This is a genomic window from Pedobacter cryoconitis (genome assembly GCF_014200605.1).
GTDB lineage: Bacteria > Bacteroidota > Bacteroidia > Sphingobacteriales > Sphingobacteriaceae > Pedobacter > Pedobacter cryoconitis_B.
Window position 1 is genome coordinate 76,131 of sequence record NZ_JACHCE010000013.1, and the last position, 18,080, is coordinate 94,210.

Sequence of the window (18,080 nt, forward strand, 5' to 3'; positions counted from 1 at the left end):
ATAAGAACATGCAAACACTAGTTGTAGAAAAAGACACAGAAGTGCGTGATTTCCTGCCGCTTAATGGCACAGACCATCTTGAGTTATATGTAGGCAACGCCAAACAATCTGCACACTTTTACAAAACGGCCTTTGGCTTTGAAACTGTGGCGTATGCAGGACCTGAAACAGGATTGAGAGACAGAGCTTCCTATGTATTGCAACAAGGGAAAATCAGGTTAGTATTAACGACTCCAATGAATTCTGAAGGTGTAATTACAGAGCATATCAGAAAACATGGTGACGGTGTCAAAATCCTTGCTTTATGGGTTGATGATGCTTATAAATCATATGAAGAAACAATTAAACGTGGTGCAATTTCCTATCAGGAGCCTAAAACCCTAACAGATGAGTTTGGAGAAGTTCGCACAGCCGGTATCTATACTTATGGTGAAACTGTTCATTTATTTGTAGAACGCAAAAACTATAAAGGTGCATTTATGCCTGGTTATGTCGCGGTAGAAGGTGGTTATAAACCAGGAAGCACAGGTCTTTTATATATTGACCACTGCGTTGGAAACGTTGGCTGGAACAGAATGAATGAAGCTGTGAAGTGGTATGAAGATGTTATGGGCTTTAAAAATATCCTTTCTTTTGATGATAAACAGATCAACACTGAATACTCTGCTTTAATGAGTAAAGTGATGAGCAACAAAAATGGTTACGTCAAATTTCCAATCAATGAGCCTGCTGAAGGTAAAAAGAAATCACAGATTGAAGAATATTTAGAGTTTTATGATGGCGAGGGTGTTCAGCATATTGCTGTAGCTACACACGATATTATCAAAACGGTAAGAGAAATGAAAGCACGTGGTGTAGAATTTTTAAGTGCACCTCCTAAAGCTTATTATGAAACTTTATTAGAACGTGTCGGAAAAATCGACGAAGATATTGCTCCATTACAAGAATTAGGTATTTTAGTAGATTATGATGAAGAAGGTTATTTACTTCAGATTTTCACTAAACCCGTTCAGGATCGTCCAACTTTATTTTTTGAGATTATCCAGCGAAAAGGTGCACAGTCTTTTGGCGCAGGAAATTTCAAAGCATTGTTTGAATCTTTAGAACGTGAACAGGAACTAAGAGGAAATCTATAAGAAATTAAAAAAGAAATGTGCTGCTGTGTTTTGGCAGTATCGTCTTGTCTGAGGGGGTAAGAAATACTATGCCATCACATAAGCACATTTCTTTTTTTCAAAAACTTTATTAGCGCGTAGGGGTTTATTCAATTCCAGTCGTCTTATATAAGTTACTTATATAGTGTAATCACTATATGGTGTGTTGTTTAGTTAATTATGTGGTGTGTTTAGCTAAATTGTTTACAAAAACCAGGTATTACTCGTGGAATGGCCTTTGGGTCTTCCACGGTATTTCCCTGGTAAAAATCACTTCTCTACCCCTTCATTCAGAAAAATTAAGTACTTTCGGGCTTCACCGGCAATTAGAGAGGCATGTTTAATTATACTATCCAGAGAGTTCATATTTTTACTATACATTTCCGGAAAGCGTTTAAACTATTCCAAAAGAATGACCCGCTAAGACTGGCTGGAGCAACTGCCTTTTTCGCCAATTTTGCTTTACCACCAATATTATTGATTCTAATCAGATTATTTGGTTTCTTTATAGACAGGAAAACTTTAGTAAACAGAATCTTTGAGCGCCTTGGTACACTTCTGGATGACAGCAGCACACAACAAATCAGGCAGACCTTAAGAAATATCAGGGGAATGGACCATCAATGGTATGCGACCTTACTTAGCTTCATATTCTTCCTCTTTGTAGCAACTACACTTTTTGCCGTGATTAAGAATTCTATGGATCAGATCTGGTCTATCGGAATGAAAGATCACACCAGTTTTCTATTTAAATTAAAAATAAGAGCCCGGTCTATGGTCATTATTTTATTAGCAGGTTTACTATTTTTTGTAGGACTGCTTACTGATAGTTTTCAGGCTTTTATAAATGTTTATTTGAGTACAGCTGCTCCTACGTTTGGACGTGTATTTTTAATTATCCTGAATCAGCTTTTATTTATTGCAATTGTAACTACCTGGTTCAGTGTTTTATTCAGATTTCTGACCAGCGGAAGACCAACATGGAAATCTTCTATCAGGGGTGGTCTGCTAACGGGAATACTCTTTACACTGGGGAAATACATTCTACGTATTGCACTACCTATGAGCAACATAGGCAACATCTATGGCGCATCCGGATCAATCGTATTGATTATGCTTTTTGTATTTTATTCTTCTTTTATATTTTATTTCGGAGCTTGTTTTGTAAAAGTATTGAGTGATGCCAAAGAAACTCCTATACGCCCTATTAAAGGCGCGTTTAATTACGAAATAAAAGAGATTCTGAAACCCTCTTAAGTTAGCTCCTGCATAGCAATACGCTCAAAACCCTGCATTTCAAATACAGCTAATTTGTTCAGTAGGTTATAATGAAGGGTACCAAAAAAATTAATTATCCCATCTTTATTTTTGCCTTCAATACAAATACTTTCTTTACTGACTTCGGGGTGTTGCAAAAACTGTACAGCTAATACCTCTTCGTCCTTTATTTTAATATCGGCGATATCGATAGCATACTCTTTCATTAGCAATAAAAAGCTTGTTCCGTTCATTAATAACTCTTTGATACTCATGGCTACAGGGTTTAAGGTTTGGGAAGTTTAGCAGAGCAAATTTAAAGCCAAAAATAAAGGGGTAAACCCATATGGATCACCCCTTTAAATTATTTTTAATTAAGAATTTTAGAATAGTCTAAGCGCAAGTCCTAAAGTGAATAAATTCAATCTCTGACCATCATAGTTATCTTTTCCTAATTTTGTAATACCAGCTTCATATCTTAAGTCTACACCTAATTTACCTAAATCTAAACCTGCACCAAACTGCCATGCAACTGCTTGATTTTTGAAATTACCTTTAAACGCACTGCTGGCTGCATCGCCAAAAGATTGTTTATCATCCAGGATAAATGAAATTACAGGTCCTGTATTTAAACGTACTCCAACACCAGCAGCGCCGATTTTAGTACCAATTAATAAAGGTACATCAAGACTTGTAAATTTAACTTTATTTTCCTGACCAACACTACCAGCTTCGTTACTTGTCATTGTCGTATTTTTTCCCGACAAATAAAGCTCTGGTTGAAAATGTATACCTGCTGCTCCGATTCTTGCCCAAAGACCTGCATAATAACCAGCTGAGTTATCGCTGCTAAATGTACCATGACTGCTTAATTTAGAAAGATTGGCTCCTCCTTTAACACCAAACTGAAAAGATGGCAATACCTGGCCGAAGGCAACTGCACTAAAGCAGACAAATAATGAGAATAGGATTAATTTTTTCATAAGTTTTTATTGGTTTATTTATTGATAATAACGAACAATACTGTTTTTATATGCAGTAAAATTAGTATTATTTTTTTTGCAAACTAAATTACCTCAATTTAAATTAATCGGGCCTTATTTCATAGATTTGTTCATGCCTTCAAACCCAATGCAACAGTCAGTATTCTAATGGATTTTGATTTTAACTTCTATGCATTAAGCCTGATAATTTCTGGCATTATTACACTCCTGCTTTCAGGCTATATTATAAGTAATGAGAAGGGAACAGTGCGCTGGGTAGGATATTTAATGTTATCCAACTCCATCTGGTCACTCGCCTATGGTTTTGAACTGGCAAGCAAAACTATGGAGCAAATGAAATTCCTGATTAACATCGAGTATTTAGGGATTGTAGCAGTTCCATTTTATTGGTTTTTGTTTTGCATTGATCTGGCCGGCAAAGAAAAATGGTTAAATAAAATTGGTAATCAGCTTTTGATTACAGCAGTACCTGTTTTTTCACTGGTTTTAGTGTGGACTAATCATTTACATCATCTGCATTATAAAATGCTTAGTGTAGATTATAGCGGAAGTTTTCCAATGCTCAAAATCGTTCCCGGGATAGCTTTTTATTTTTTTGTTGGGTATTTCTATAGCTTGCTGCTGATAGGAAACTACTTCCTGATCAAAAAGTTCAGGAACTCTGATCGGGTATATAAAAAACAGAACCAGGTTATTCTGGCTGCAGCACTAATTCCCTGGCTGGCAAATCTATCTTACCTGGTGGGGTTAAGACCAATTCCCAACCTTGATGTCACCCCATTTGCCTTTCAATTTTCTACCTTCCTGATCTTTATTGCTATTTACAGATTTAAATTTCTGAATGTTCTGCCTGTTGCAAGAGAAAAAGTTCTGGAATTAATGGGGGACGGATTTATTGTATTGGATCACCGAAACCGTGTCATAGACTATAATTCCGCCTTTAAAAAATACATCAGTGTTTATCATTCCAATAAAATCATTGGCAAAGATATCAATGAATTATTGCAGTATCAGCCCGAATTACTCGATCTGCTCAATCAGCAGGAGTCAGGAAAAGTTGAATTGCTTGTACATACTGCAAATGGAGTATTCGACCTGGAAGCTGACATTTGTTTTTTAAATGAAAACAAGCTAAACCGTAATGCAACAATCATTAAACTGCAGGATTTAACAAATGTCAGACAGGAGGCACTAAAATCCCAGCGTCAGGCAGAAGAGCTTCAAAAATTAAATCAGTTAAAGGACCGGATATTTTCTATTATGGCCCATGATCTGAGAGGCCCGCTGCTAAACCTTGCCGAAGTATTGAAAATGACATCTGATGATACCATAAGTGCTGAAGAATTCAAATACCTTTCCCCTACCCTGACCAAAGATATTTCATATACAACTGATCTGTTAGAGAATATATTGCATTGGTCCAGAAGTCAGCTTAAAGGTTATGGGATCAATAAGGAGCTTTTTGATTTGAAAACTTTAATTAATTCGGAAGTAAACTATCATCTAAAAGCCGCATCAGTAAAAAACATCTCTATTATTCAGCATTTAGCCAGTGACCTGGTTGTTTATGCCGATTTACTGATGATGCAGATTGTAATCAGAAACCTTATTATTAATGCAATTAAATTCTGTCACGAAAACTGCATAATCACGATTTCGGCATCTCCTTTTAATATAGATTATATAGATTTAAGTATTCAGGATAATGGTGTTGGTATCGCATCAGAGAATATTCAAAAGATTTTTAACGGGGAGAATTTTTCCAGCAGAGGCACACAAAATGAAAAAGGTACAGGAATAGGTTTAATGGTATGCTGGGATTTCATGGCCAGAAATGAAGGCAGTATAAATATTGAAAGTGAACTGGGCAAAGGGACTACTTTTAAATTACAGATCCCCAGAAGGACCTTATAAAATTTCAGATTTATCTGTTATATATAAAAGGGGCTGCTCTTTTCAGAACAGCCCCTTTTATAATATTACTTATCCCTTATTTGGTCGCATCATTGATAATTTGCTTTTCCTTAAGTGCATCAACGTTATTCTTATTTCCGAAATTTTGAGTCTTATCTGCAAAGTAAGCCAGTATCTCTACAATAGTATCTAAATTATCAGCTACGCGCTGATGCATATCTGGTAAATCTTTATCTAGTTTTTTATCACTCAGCTCAATATTATCTACTTCAATTTTTCCTATCTTTTGAATAATTGCCTGTTGTGAATGTTGTAAGTCTTCTAATTCTCTTACAATTTTCTCCATTAATTCAAACTTCTTTAAAGTATCCATATGATTGTATTTTTATATTCTTCTGTAAATATTTACAATCACTATCAACCAATTACCTTGCCATAGATTTTAGCTCCTGTCTGAATGGAATATATTTTTCAAAATAAAACTGGTAGAAATTAGGATAAGAGTTATATAACTAATAAATTAGTTATATAACTCTTATCCTAATGAATCAACTAATTTTTTCAATAATTATATGCTGTTTTACATTTACTGCATCAGCCCAGTCCGAGCTTATTCCAGATAAAGAAAAATTATTGGATTTATATCAAAATCAGCGATTCAGCGAAGCTGCTGCATATTTACAATCTATTTATAGTGAAAACACAAATGATCCTAAAGCGCTTGCACAACTTGCTTATACAAATATGATGTCCGGAAATTTACCTGCAGCCGAAAAAGGTTATCTTAAGCTTTATAGCATACAACCTGCGAGCCTTCCACTACTATTTAATCTGGCGAGTCTTCAACGCCGCAGAGGTAATGATAATAAGGCAAAATTCTATTACAAGGAGATCATTAAGATAGACAGTTTGAATTTTAATGTGTACAAACAGCTGGCTGCTCTTGTGCAAGATCCAATCAGTCCTGAGAAACAGTGTTATCTAAAGAAGGCAAATCTTCTGCACCCGACGGATGCCGATATTGCATTTGATCTTGCCAATAGCTATAGTCTCCAAAAAAAAAATGACTCAGCCTATATAGTATTGCAACCTGCTTTGGCGGTTGACACTGCTAATCTGATGCTTTTAAAAGCAAAACTTCCTGTCTCTATTACTTTAAAAAAAATGGATGAGGCAATACTCACAGGTGAAATGCTGATCGCCAATGGCGATAGTTCAGGTTATGTTCTGAACAATATGGGCAAAGCTTATTTTATCCAGAAACAATATGCTCAATCATTAAAATTCTTTAAAACTATAGAAAATATGCAACAGCAAAATGAATCTACTTTATATTATACTGCACTATGTTACCGTGAACTTAAAAACTATGACCTTGCAGCCGAATACCTAAATAAATCTATCAGAGAAAGCCTCTCCCCTTATATGTCCAGCTATTATAAAATTCTTGGAGAAATTTATGAAAAAACTAAACAACTAAAAATGGCAAATCAGAGCTATCAGAAAAGCCTTAATTATGAGAATAAAGGAGAAGTATATTATAATCTTGCTTTACTGAATGACTTTAAACTGAAAAATAAAAAAGCTGCTGTCAAATACTATCAAAAGTTTTTAAACAGCAAGCCTGATACCAAAAAGTACAAAGAAGTATTGGATTACACTAAACAAAGAATGATAACCATTACTAAATAATTATTTATTTAGTAAGCGGGCCACATATTTACCGATAATATCAAATTCAAGATTCACGATATTCCCTACATTGACTTCCTGCAAATTTGTATGTTCAAAAGTATATGGAATAATAAATACTGAAAACTCATCCTCAGCAGAATTAACAACCGTAAGGCTGATTCCATTGATACAAACCGAACCTTTCTCGACAGTTACATTCCCTTTACTGCTGTCATATTTAAAACGATACTCCCAGCTCCCGTCCAATTCCTCTCTTAAGATACATAAGCCCGTCTGATCTACATGTCCCTGGACAATGTGTCCGTCAAGACGGCCATTCATCTGCATACAACGCTCCAGGTTAACTTTCATTCCCTTAGTTAAATGCTGCATGTTACTTTTCTCCAAAGTCTCCTGAATAGCTGTAACCGTATGTGTGGTATCATCCAATGCAACAACAGTTAAACATACGCCATTGTGAGATACACTCTGATCAATTTTCAACTCATTACTAAGCGCAGATTCAATTGTAAAATGAAGGTTTGTTCCTTCTTCTCTGATTTCTTTAACTGTACCCAGTGTTTCAATAATGCCTGTAAACATAAATTCTAATATTTTGTCTGGCTTTAAAGCCTTTTCTTTCCTCACAAACTTACCAAAGTTCAAAATAGTTTGAATGCCAGTAATGTCATATTCTGAAATTGCCGTACCTGGTGTTTAAAGAGTCTTTAAAGGTTTTAGTTGTTCAATAATTTGAATAGCCTGCGCAATCTGATCAGCATCTGTATTCAGATGTGTCACAAATCTCAAGGTATCAGCACCCATAGTCACACATAAAATCCCATTTTCTTTTAAACTGTTCAATATACTTGAAGTAGTATATCCCGATGCAACTTTAAAAAGAACAATATTCGTTTCTACAGGCATTACAGAAGCGACAAAGCTGGCCTTTTCCAAAGCATCAGCAAGAAGTTTTGCATGCTGATGGTCATCAGCAAGCCTGTTTACATGGTTATCCAAAGCATAAATACCAGCAGCGGCCAGAAAACCCGACTGACGCATCCCTCCGCCAAAAGCCTTACGGATCTTCTGTGCCCGATGAATAGTTTCCTTAGATCCCAATAATACAGAACCTACAGGTGCTCCCAGTCCTTTGGAAAGACAAATTGAAATACCGTCAAAATATTGCCCGTAATCTGCTGCCCGATCTCCTGTTTCCACCAGTGCATTAAAAATTCTGGCTCCATCCAGATGGAGTTTCAAACCTTTGCTTTTACATAATGCAGCTATAGGTGCAATCTGTTCCAGCGTATAACAAGCTCCTCCCCCCTTGTTCACTGTATTTTCTAATACAACTAAACTGGAATTTGGGTAATGAATATTGTCTTCATTAATTTCAGGCCTGATCATTTCGGGGGTTATAATTCCCCTTGGTCCGTTCAAAAGTCTGACAGAAGCCGATGAATGAAAAGCAATTCCGCCACCTTCATAACGGTAAACATGTGCAGTCTGATCACAAATCACCTCATCCATAGGCTGAGTAAAACATTTAATCGCAATCTGATTGGTCATGGTTCCGGAAGGACAGAATAATCCAGCTTCCATATTAAAGAGTTCTGATAATTTTCTCTCCAGAGCAGCAACCGTTTCATCTTCTCCGTATACATCATCACCAACTTTTGCTGTCATCATAGCAGCCATCATACCCGCTGTGGGCATAGTCACAGTATCACTTCTAAAATCTATTTTTTTTTGCATGGAATAATCAGGGAACCAATTAGGCTTCTAATGGTGAAATTATCACAAATACAGCTTACATCAAAGTATTTTTATTCGTGCACTCATGAAATACCACATAAAATTCTTTAATTGCTCTTTATGAGTGTTTTAAAATTGAATGATTGGGTATTTTAAAAGAATATTGTGACATTTATAAACTGTGATAAAATATTAAAATTTGGAATTTAAAATAACTAGTGTAATTTTATCTTAGTGTTAATTTAACAATATCTTATTCACAAAGGCTTATTGCCTGAATATTTGAGACTTACAAAGAATCGCAAGAAGAAGATGTTTAAATTGAGCAAGATAAAAGCAGGTAAATACAGGGAATAATAAGAAAACTAAAAAATAAATACAAGGATAAACGCCTATATCAGCTAAATAAAAACTGAACGGGCAAAACACCATAAACAGACCATTAAAAAAGACCGAAAATGGAAAAAAACAAGTTGTCAGGAATATTTACTTTTACCCCAAAAAAAACAAATTAAGATGATAGTTATTGCAGATGGTGGTTCAACCAAAACCAATTGGTGTTTAATTAATGAAGCCGGTAGAAAAATTCATTTTAATACTGAAGGTTACAATCCGTATTTTTCCCGTACAGATTATATTGTTGAATCTTTAAAAAAATCTTTACCAGATCATTTAGAGGCAGATAAGCTAACAGAAGTATATTATTATGGCGCAGGCTGTTCAACTGACGCGAATAAAAAAATTGTAGCAGATGCTATGGGACAGGTTTTCCCAAATGCAATTATCTTTATTGGACATGATTTATTAGCTTCTTGCAGAGCATTATTGGGTGACGAACCTGGTTTTGCAGCAATTTTAGGTACCGGAACTAATTCATGTCTTTATGATGGAAGTGATATTTCTTTAAACATTGACTCTTTAGGTTATTTCCTTGGAGATGAAGGTAGCGGATGTTATATCGGTAAACGTATTCTTGGCGATTACATGAAAGGTTATATGCCAAAAGGTTTGAGAGAAAGTTTTTATGATAATTTCGCATTGACGAACGAAGATATTTTCGATCATATTTACAACAAACCACTTCCAAACCGTTTCTGTGCAGGATTCAGTAAATTCCTGTACGATTTCAAAGATAACTATGAGGATTATGCATTCTCGACAGTTGAATATGCTTTCACTGCATTTTTTGAGAACCTGGTTATTCACTACCCGAACTATAAAGAATATAGTTTAAACTGTGTAGGTTCTGTAGGTTATAGCTTCAGAGATATTTTAAGTATTGTTGCAGACAGATACGAAATGGGTGTAGGCAAAATTATCCGTTCTCCTATAGACGATCTTGTGGATTACCACATGCAGCCAGCAAGAAGTTTAAGATAAAAATAAATGAAATAAAAAAATCCCGGTTACACATTAACCGGGATTTTTTTATTTCAACACGATTTGATTTATCTCTGCTATTTAAAAAGAGATTTCTTTTCCAAATAACTTTCCATATTTTCTTTTATCAAAACGATACAGTGTAGCTGCCCGGAAAGAGACGCCTTTCTGTTTTTCATTCAGATCTTTTAAAACGTTAAAGCTTAACATCTTTTTTCTGAAATTTCGCTTATCCAATTTTTTACCCAAAATAACTTCATATACATTTTGCAATTGCGTTAATGTGAATTTTTCGGGCAGTAATTCAAAAGCTATAGGCTGATGTTTGATTCTTCTTTTTATTTTTTCCAGTCCCTGATCAAAAATTTTCTGATGGTCAAATGCCAGAGGAGGTAACTCCTTTACATTAATCCAGTGTGCCTGCTTGGCATAATTGCTGATTGGTTTCAGGGCTTTATCTCCTCCCAAACGCAACATTGCATAATAAGCTACAGAAATGATCCGCCCCTGAGGGTGACGGCCTATATCACCAAAAGTATAGAACTGCTCCATGTAAACGTTCTCTATACCAGTAAGTTCGTGTAAAATACGCGCTGCTGACTGGTCCAGACTTTCGTTCTCATTAACAAGATATCCAGGAAGGGCCCACCAATCTTTAAAAGGTTCTTCATTCCTTTCAATCAGTAGAACTTTTAATTCTCCTTCATCAAATCCGAACAAAACACAATCTATTGAGAAGGTGGAATTAAGTTGTGGTAAGACTTCTTTCAAAACATTAAATTTTTAAAAACTAAAGCAAATTAATATACTTGTTTGCGATTTACATAAAATAAATCAAAATAAATTACTTAGTGTAATATCTACACGGTATATTCGTATATATAAACACATGAAACCAAATATCAAAAATATCGCTGTATTGACATCTGGGGGTGACGCTCCCGGGATGAACGCATGCATTAGAGCAGTTGTACGTACCGGCATTTACAATGGTATAAATATGTTTGGAGTTTTGCAAGGTTATCAGGGATTAATAACTAATAATATTATTCCTATGGATGCCCGCTCAGTAAGCAATATTATCCATTTAGGCGGAACAGTACTAAAAACTGCACGTTGTTTAGAGTTTAAAACAGACGAAGGTATGGACCTCGCGTACGAAAACCTCAAGTTGCATCAGATAGATGCGCTGGTTGTTATCGGCGGAGATGGTACCTTTACCGGAGCCCGTCGTTTTGCGCAAAGACACCAGATTAATGTGATTGCCATTCCTGGCACCATTGACAATGATTTATACGGTTCTGATTTTACATTAGGTTACGATACTGCGATTAACACAGTTATTGAAGCCATTGATAAGATCAGGGATACTGCAGATTCGCATGACCGCTTATTTTTTGTTGAAGTAATGGGTCGTGATTCCGGATGTATTGCCTTAAGAAGTGCAATTGCCTGCGGAGCAGAAGCTGTATTGTTGCCAGAAAAAGCAACAAGTATGGATGAACTGATTAAACAACTGGAAACAGGCGCAGCCACAAAAAAATCTTCCAGCATCGTAATTGTGTCCGAAGGACATAAACAAGGTGGTGCGTATGACATTGCTAAACATGTTAAAGAAAAGTTCGATCATTATGACACAAAGGTCACTATATTAGGGCACTTGCAACGTGGTGGAAGTCCGAGCAGTTTTGACAGGATCTTAGGAAGCCGTCTGGGTTATGCAGCCGTGAATGAACTGTTGAAAGGCAGCACTCAGCAAATGGTTGGATTAAGAGGTAACGAGATCAGGTTAACCAGTTTGGATGAAGCACTCACGGAACATAGTTTTAAACTAGAAAGTGATCTTTTAGAAATGACCAAAGTTTTATCCATTTAACATGATAGCGGTAGTATATAGCGGTTCAAAAACGGCACTGTGGAAAATAGCTAAAGACGGCAAAACGATTGCCGAATGTAGTATGCCCGGTATAAATCCGTTTTTTGTAGATCAGAAATCATTATTACAGCAACTGAATAAAAAATCTATTCTGATTAACAATGCAGAACAGATTAAAAAGATCCATGTTTTTGCTGCCGGAGCAACTTCTACAGAACGCAGAAATGAATTGGTCGCTTCTTTAGGAATGTTCTTTAAACACAGTAAAATTACTGTTCAGGATGATTTGTATGGTGCTGCTATAGCTGCATGTTTCAATAAAACTGGTATCGTAGGCATCCTTGGCAGTGGTGCAAACTGTGCTTATTTTGATGGATGTAAACCTGAACCGAATAACTTTGGTCTGGGCTTTATCCTGAGTGATGAAGGATCAGCTACCTATCTGGGTAAAATGGTCCTGAAATATTACCTTCAGGAAAAGATGCCAGCAGACCTGATGAAAAAATTCAGTAAAAAGTATGATCTGAACAGATCAGAAATACTGGATAAAGTCTACAAAAAAACTATGGCTCAGCAGTTTCTGAGTTCTTTTCTGGATTTCTTTATAGAAAACAGAGAACATGAATATATACAACAGTTAATAGATAATGCTTTTCAGCGTTATATAGAGACTTACCTGTTGCCTACCATTAAACTTCATCCTGGTGAGGAAGTCCATTTTGTAGGAATAGTAGCAGGGAACTTTCAGGATCGTTTGCGGGCAATAGCAAAGAAAAACGGTTTTGAAATCACAACGATTACCAAAGAACCAATATATAATTTACTTAATTACTATTCAAATTAATAATAATGACAAAGATTGGAATAAACGGTTTTGGCCGTATCGGCAGACTGGTTTTTAGAGCTGCTTTAAAGAGAGGTTTAAATGTAGTTGCAATAAATGATCTTGTAGAGCCAGATTACATGGCTTATATGTTGAAATACGATTCTACACATGGTCGTTTTGACGGAACTATTGAAGTAGTTGACGGACATTTAGTGGTTAACGGAAAAACTATCCGTATTACTGCTGAGAGAGATCCTGCTAACTTAAAATGGAATGAAGTAGGTGTTGAAACTGTTATTGAGTCTACAGGGTTATTCTTAACTCAGGCTGATGCAGAAAAGCACATTACTGCAGGTGCAAAAAGAGTTGTTCTTTCTGCTCCGGCTAAAGATGATTCAATCCCTACTTACGTAATGGGTGTTAACCATCACCAGTTAACAGCAGATCAAACTGTTGTTTCTAATGCTTCATGTACTACTAACTGCCTTGCACCAATTGCAAAGGTATTAAATGACAACTGGGGTATTGCTGAAGGCTTAATGAGTACTGTACACGCTGTTACAGCAACACAGAAAACTGTTGATGGTCCTTCTGCGAAAGACTGGAGAGGTGGACGTGGTGGTTTCTCTAACATCATCCCTTCTGCTACAGGTGCTGCTAAAGCAGTAACTAAAGTTATTCCTGAACTTAAAGGTAAATTAACTGGTATGGCTTTCCGTGTACCGGTTGCTGATGTATCAGTAGTAGATTTAACAGTACGTTTAGAAAGACCTGCTACTTACCAACAGATTAAAGATGCGATGAAAGCAGCTTCTGAAGGTGAATTAAAAGGTGTTTTAGGTTATACTGAAGATGAAGTTGTTTCTTCTGACTTTATCGGTGATGACCACGCTTCTATCTTTGATGCGAACGCAGGTATCGCATTGAATGACAACTTCGTAAAAGTAGTTTCATGGTATGATAACGAATGGGGCTACTCTTCTGCATTAGCTAAATTCGTAGAATACTACGGAAACTTAAAATAAAACCCGTTCATACAGGTTTATATTTGGTTAGAATAGGGATGATCCGAATGGTTCATCCCTTTCTTGTTTCTATATATTTCAGGTCAAATAAGCTTTTAAACTTTAAATTCATCTAATGAATATGGCATTTCTATACATAAAAATCCATGTTCAAGCAGTAGCTGTTCCACTGCAATAGTACATACAACCGGACTCACTACTCTGAGGATCTTATCTATATCTTCTAAATCAAAAGTCCAGTTCTTTTCTCCCAGGAAAGCATTTAATTCTGGCCTTAAACAATCCAGATCATTCTTGTCCTGGACTGATGTTTTAAAAATAATTACGTTCATCATTTATAATAGTTCAAGATTTATAAAAATATCAGCGTACAAACAACAGACTTCCCATTGCGGCATAGAAATTTCTAATATAAAGATGACATATAAGGTTAATCATTTAAAGAGATTTCAAGCCGAACCGCACAAAATAGACGGTGAACAGTCAGAAAAGACCGGTAAACCTGAATCACAAGTCAGGTTATTTTCTGGCCAGCCATTCCAGGAACTGAGGGGTCTTTTCTTTACTGATAGTTATAGGTTCTTTGAATGAAACAGAAAGATTGATTACCAGCTTACGGGAGAAAAAATGAGCAGCATCTTTTACGGCTTTCCGGTTAACAAGATATTGACGGTTTACCCTGAAAAAATCATCTCCCGATAGTTTTTCCAGTTCTTCCAGGTTCTTATTCAAAACATAAGTTTTATGATCAAAAGTCAACAGGCTGGTCTCTTCATTTGCAATATAGAACAAAGCAATATGATCTGTTTTAACTGGTATGATTTTGTCCTTATAAGTCACCAGGATAGAAGATGTTTTTTGTGGTATTTTACTAACAAAAAGATCAAAAATTGCATCATATGAGATCTTTTCAGGAGAAAAACCTCTGCATAGCGAATGGTATTTATTCAGGGCCTGTACAATAGATGCTTCCGTAAATGGTTTCAGGATATAGTCAATACCATTTGTCTTGAAAGCATTCATTGCATATTCATCATAAGCTGTACAGAAAATGATAGGTGCAGCGACATTGATAGTTTTAAAAATATCAAAGCTCACCCCATCCCCTAACTGAATATCACTAAAGATTAAATCAGGTGCAGCTGTAGTCTCAAAATATGCGACAGCTTCTTTTACAGACCTTAGAAAAGCAACCAATTGTGCATCAGGCTGCAATTTCAAAATCACATCCGCAAGATCCTCGGCCGTTAACTTTTCATCTTCTATAATTACGATCTTCATTTTCCAAAATTTTTAAACTCACTGAAAAGGTTTGTCCATTATCTCTGATTTCAATCTCATCACCCGATAACAGCTTATATCTTTCGGCAAGGTTAGCTAATCCACTTCCTGTTGAATATTCTGCTACAGATCTGAGCTTAATATTATTAATTACACTGATCCAGTTTCCTATCTGTTTGATTTCTATAATAAGCGGATCTGCGTCCGTAAGCTCATTATGTTTAATCGCATTTTCAAGCAGGGGCTGCAAAGAGAAAACAGGTAAAAATCCTTCCGATTTTTCTGTATCAAAAGAAAACTGCAATGCTTCACCAAATCTAACCTTTTGCATCTCCAGATAGTCTATTCCTAATTTTACTTCATCCTTGAGCGTTGCAAGCCCCCTTTTATTTTCGGATACTGAAACCCTTAAAAAATCCGATAACCGCAGCAGATAATCTTCTGCGCTCACAGGACTCTTTTTGATTAATGATTTAAGGATATTAAGTGCATTAAACAGAAAATGAGGATGAATCTGTTGCTGTAATAATTGATAAGCGGCCTCAGAACTCGCCGCATTTAACCGTGAATTTTCTAATTGTGCCTTATTATTTGCATCCTGAACAATAATAAAGTTTTGCAGCAGTAACAATACACTATTCACAAATAGCCCCTGCACTGCAGTATAAAGATAAATAATATCTCCCTTAACTTTGATACCCAGTGTCCTTGCTGAGATCCCCTGCTGAATCAGATAACTCTGAAAAGCGTACATAATCCACATGACCAGTGTACTCATAATAAAACTGGAAATATAAAAGCCCACTGTACAATCACGTACTCCGATCCGATTTGTTTCCTTCAAAATAACAAGTAAACAGGTATTCCCTATGCTGATAAACATCATCAGAAAGAAGAACATAACTGATCTGCATATTGCCCCCTCAATAGTCTCACCTTCCATAAAAGCAGAACTGAATAAAAACACGCTGATTGCCAGAGAAAAACAACAGCTTACTTTTAATAAACTTTGCGTAGGAAGTTTGGTTTTCATCGTCGCAAATATGGTCAGTATCGAAAATGGATCTTTCATTTATCTTTTCTTAGGTTTTGCCAGTTTACTATTCGGTATCACATACGATACATTCATATTAAAAAATGTGGAACCTATTTTAGTCTTTGATTTATAATCATCAAAGTTATCATTTACTTTGATCAGACGGGTAGTGAGTGTGTTCCTGTACCCTCCTTTAATACCCAGCAGAAAACTTTTACCCACCATATGCTCATAGCCAATATAACTGTTTATTTCATTAGAAATCCATTCATAATTACCCGCCCTGTTCTGTCCGTCGGCATCCTGTTTTAAAAAAAAAGAATTATTAGTCAGCTCCACCCCCGTGCTCAGCCAGCCTCCTAATACATCCGACCTTCTTGCAATTAATCTTTGTGGAAGCACAAGATCTACCTCCCAGAAGCTATCAGAAAATTTATGCCAGTAAGAGTACATCGGGAAAAAAGGTAAAATAACAGACCTGTCCAGATTCACATAAAGCCCGATAACAGAAAGTGTGGATGCATTCTGTTTCAAAATCAAAGAAGAAGAAAGACTTCCGCTTAACTTTTTAATATTAAAAAAATTAGTACTTCCCATCATCACAGTAGCATTGTAAAAAACAGGTTTATTAAATAATTTACTTTGATAACCTGCAGAAAATAAAGCATCAAAATCATTTTTGACTGTTTCACCTTTATTGTAAAGCGCATCCGGGGTCTCTTTACTATAATAAGAAAATGATGTTCTGGTATAAGTTGCACCGGCGGACAATACAATTTTGTTTTTCGTATACACAGGGAATGCAGCAGAAATCTTCAATCGTTCACCAGAAAATTCCCCCTCCCCTTTATGCTCATCCCCTTTAGATAATATCTTATAATCTGAATCACCATAATATTCCTTTTGGATAGTGACTAATTTAAGAACCGGATAACTTTCCTGAACTGGTTTGCTTTTTAGAAGAGAATCCTGAGCAGAAGCAGCAATAGTAAACTGCATCAGGGAGAATAACAATAGCGGGACTTTCATTTACCGTTTTTTTGCACGAAAATGCAGAGTTATTCAACCGCTGTAAAGTGTTTTAGACCTGAAACGGACAACATTACACCCGAAAAGCACAATAGCTTAAATCTATTTAAAAGAGCTATTTTCCAGCCTGTATCTTCTGTGTGACAAAAAAAACTTACATTTGCGCCTCATTCAACGCAATAATTTGAGAAGATCGGTCTGCATTTTATTACTCTTAATCATTGTTTCACAATCCTTTAATAAATTGTGGGTAACGGTTTCTTTTAAAATGAATGAACGTTATATTTCATCTGTACTCTGTGAGAACAAAAACAGACCGGAAATGCATTGCAACGGCAGATGTATTTTAGTTAAAAAACTAAAACAAGCTGAAGAAAACGAACAAAGACAAAGAAATCAAAATCAGGAAAATACGAACGTATTATTTTTCTGTAAACTGAACAAACTTAAAGTTACAGGTTCTCTTTTAGCTGCTCAAAAAGATAGTTTCAACCGATTCTATCTCCATTTCAAACCTTCTTCTTTTCATAACGATATTTTTAAACCGCCACAGCAGGTTTTCGCTTAATTTCTTATTGACTACCCTTTTTGTTTCCATCCGGCCCGCCGGACTGATCTGCTATTGTTTTGATTTTTATTGATAGCAAAATAATTTATGGGCGTCTATGCGTTACCTGAAATGCAGCGCAAATAATCGGCTTCCGGCCGGTTATATATCCGAATTATATACGTATGATCCGGCATCAGTATAAACTGATGTCAAAGAGAAATTTATAAAAACATGAAACCATCATGATTTTTCAAACCACAAAGTGGGATGAAAAAATCTGATAGCTTCATCACAAGTAAAAACAAATCACAAACAA

At 35.9% G+C, this 18,080-nt stretch carries 19 protein-coding genes; 9 read left to right on the plus strand and 10 right to left on the minus strand.

Annotated elements, in window-relative coordinates:
- Nucleotides 1–8 precede the first annotated feature (8 nt).
- Together hppD and HDE68_RS25610 are read left to right on the plus strand one after the other, a co-directional pair.
- Complete coding sequence (hppD, locus tag HDE68_RS25605) at nucleotides 9–1,136, plus strand: 4-hydroxyphenylpyruvate dioxygenase (RefSeq protein WP_183885447.1); 1,128 nt, start codon at nucleotides 9–11, stop codon at nucleotides 1,134–1,136.
- 354 nt (nucleotides 1,137–1,490) lie between these two features.
- Entirely contained in the window at nucleotides 1,491–2,411 is a 921-nt protein-coding gene (locus HDE68_RS25610) for a YihY/virulence factor BrkB family protein (RefSeq protein WP_183885450.1), read from the plus strand.
- On the opposite strand, the gene HDE68_RS25615 is transcribed toward HDE68_RS25610, so the two are convergent.
- Both HDE68_RS25615 and HDE68_RS25620 read right to left on the minus strand, forming a co-directional pair.
- On the minus strand, nucleotides 2,408–2,686 hold the full coding sequence (locus HDE68_RS25615; protein WP_183885452.1) for a hypothetical protein: 279 nt from the start codon (nucleotides 2,684–2,686) through the stop codon (nucleotides 2,408–2,410). The two genes, HDE68_RS25610 and HDE68_RS25615, sit on opposite strands and share 4 nt — an antisense overlap.
- 108 nt (nucleotides 2,687–2,794) lie before the next feature.
- Entirely contained in the window at nucleotides 2,795–3,394 is a 600-nt protein-coding gene (locus tag HDE68_RS25620) for a porin family protein (RefSeq protein ID WP_183885454.1), read from the minus strand.
- Between the two features lie 168 nt (nucleotides 3,395–3,562).
- On the opposite strand from HDE68_RS25620, the gene HDE68_RS25625 reads away from it, so the two are divergent.
- A complete protein-coding gene (locus tag HDE68_RS25625) occupies nucleotides 3,563–5,329 on the plus strand; it encodes a histidine kinase N-terminal 7TM domain-containing protein (RefSeq protein WP_183885456.1) in 1,767 nt (588 codons plus the stop codon).
- A 76-nt stretch (nucleotides 5,330–5,405) separates the two neighbouring features.
- Here the strand turns inward: HDE68_RS25625 and HDE68_RS25630 are convergent, their stop codons facing one another.
- Complete coding sequence (locus tag HDE68_RS25630; protein WP_183885458.1) at nucleotides 5,406–5,702, minus strand: hypothetical protein; 297 nt, start codon at nucleotides 5,700–5,702, stop codon at nucleotides 5,406–5,408.
- A gap of 260 nt (nucleotides 5,703–5,962) precedes the next feature.
- On the opposite strand from HDE68_RS25630, the gene HDE68_RS25635 reads away from it, so the two are divergent.
- The gene (locus HDE68_RS25635; protein ID WP_183885460.1) at nucleotides 5,963–7,021 is read left to right on the plus strand and encodes a tetratricopeptide repeat protein; all 1,059 of its coding nucleotides are present in this window, start codon (nucleotides 5,963–5,965) and stop codon (nucleotides 7,019–7,021) included.
- Here HDE68_RS25635 and HDE68_RS25640 read toward each other — a convergent pair whose 3' ends face one another.
- Together HDE68_RS25640 and HDE68_RS25645 are read right to left on the minus strand one after the other, a co-directional pair.
- Nucleotides 7,022–7,606 carry a riboflavin synthase gene (locus HDE68_RS25640; RefSeq protein ID WP_183885462.1) on the minus strand — a complete coding sequence of 195 codons (585 nt, stop codon included), beginning with the start codon at nucleotides 7,604–7,606 and terminating at the stop codon, nucleotides 7,022–7,024. It lies immediately after the preceding gene.
- A gap of 114 nt (nucleotides 7,607–7,720) precedes the next feature.
- Nucleotides 7,721–8,761 carry a threonine aldolase family protein gene (locus HDE68_RS25645; RefSeq protein ID WP_183885464.1) on the minus strand — a complete coding sequence of 347 codons (1,041 nt, stop codon included), beginning with the start codon at nucleotides 8,759–8,761 and terminating at the stop codon, nucleotides 7,721–7,723.
- A 516-nt stretch (nucleotides 8,762–9,277) separates the two neighbouring features.
- Between HDE68_RS25645 and HDE68_RS25650 the strand changes: the two genes are divergently transcribed.
- Nucleotides 9,278–10,141 carry an N-acetylglucosamine kinase gene (locus tag HDE68_RS25650; RefSeq protein ID WP_183885466.1) on the plus strand — a complete coding sequence of 288 codons (864 nt, stop codon included), beginning with the start codon at nucleotides 9,278–9,280 and terminating at the stop codon, nucleotides 10,139–10,141.
- Between the two features lie 81 nt (nucleotides 10,142–10,222).
- On the opposite strand, the gene HDE68_RS25655 is transcribed toward HDE68_RS25650, so the two are convergent.
- Entirely contained in the window at nucleotides 10,223–10,912 is a 690-nt protein-coding gene (locus HDE68_RS25655; protein WP_183885468.1) for an NUDIX hydrolase, read from the minus strand.
- A gap of 118 nt (nucleotides 10,913–11,030) precedes the next feature.
- On the opposite strand from HDE68_RS25655, the gene pfkA reads away from it, so the two are divergent.
- The 3 genes from pfkA to gap are packed head-to-tail and all read left to right on the plus strand — an operon-like array spanning nucleotide 11,031 to nucleotide 13,868.
- Entirely contained in the window at nucleotides 11,031–12,017 is a 987-nt protein-coding gene (pfkA, locus tag HDE68_RS25660; protein ID WP_183885470.1) for a 6-phosphofructokinase, read from the plus strand.
- Nucleotide 12,018: 1 nt separating this feature from the next.
- Nucleotides 12,019–12,861: a hypothetical protein gene (locus tag HDE68_RS25665; protein WP_183885472.1), complete on the plus strand. Its 843-nt coding sequence runs from the start codon at nucleotides 12,019–12,021 to the stop codon at nucleotides 12,859–12,861.
- 5 nt (nucleotides 12,862–12,866) lie between these two features.
- A complete protein-coding gene (gap, locus tag HDE68_RS25670) occupies nucleotides 12,867–13,868 on the plus strand; it encodes a type I glyceraldehyde-3-phosphate dehydrogenase (protein ID WP_183885474.1) in 1,002 nt (333 codons plus the stop codon).
- A 95-nt stretch (nucleotides 13,869–13,963) separates the two neighbouring features.
- Here the strand turns inward: gap and HDE68_RS25675 are convergent, their stop codons facing one another.
- The 4 genes from HDE68_RS25675 to HDE68_RS25690 form a co-directional block, all read right to left on the minus strand.
- Nucleotides 13,964–14,203 carry a hypothetical protein gene (locus tag HDE68_RS25675; RefSeq protein WP_183885476.1) on the minus strand — a complete coding sequence of 80 codons (240 nt, stop codon included), beginning with the start codon at nucleotides 14,201–14,203 and terminating at the stop codon, nucleotides 13,964–13,966.
- A 184-nt stretch (nucleotides 14,204–14,387) separates the two neighbouring features.
- Nucleotides 14,388–15,149 carry a LytR/AlgR family response regulator transcription factor gene (locus tag HDE68_RS25680; RefSeq protein WP_183885478.1) on the minus strand — a complete coding sequence of 254 codons (762 nt, stop codon included), beginning with the start codon at nucleotides 15,147–15,149 and terminating at the stop codon, nucleotides 14,388–14,390.
- Nucleotides 15,124–16,221, minus strand: a complete 1,098-nt coding sequence (locus tag HDE68_RS25685) for a sensor histidine kinase (RefSeq protein WP_183885480.1) — start codon at nucleotides 16,219–16,221, stop codon at nucleotides 15,124–15,126. Before HDE68_RS25685 ends, HDE68_RS25680 begins: the two co-directional genes overlap by 26 nt.
- Nucleotides 16,222–17,214, minus strand: coding sequence for a hypothetical protein (locus HDE68_RS25690; RefSeq protein WP_183885482.1), 993 nt, complete (start codon nucleotides 17,212–17,214; stop codon nucleotides 16,222–16,224). It lies immediately after the preceding gene.
- Between the two features lie 268 nt (nucleotides 17,215–17,482).
- Between HDE68_RS25690 and HDE68_RS25695 the strand changes: the two genes are divergently transcribed.
- Complete coding sequence (locus tag HDE68_RS25695) at nucleotides 17,483–17,782, plus strand: hypothetical protein (protein WP_183885484.1); 300 nt, start codon at nucleotides 17,483–17,485, stop codon at nucleotides 17,780–17,782.
- Nucleotides 17,783–18,080 lie beyond the last annotated feature (298 nt).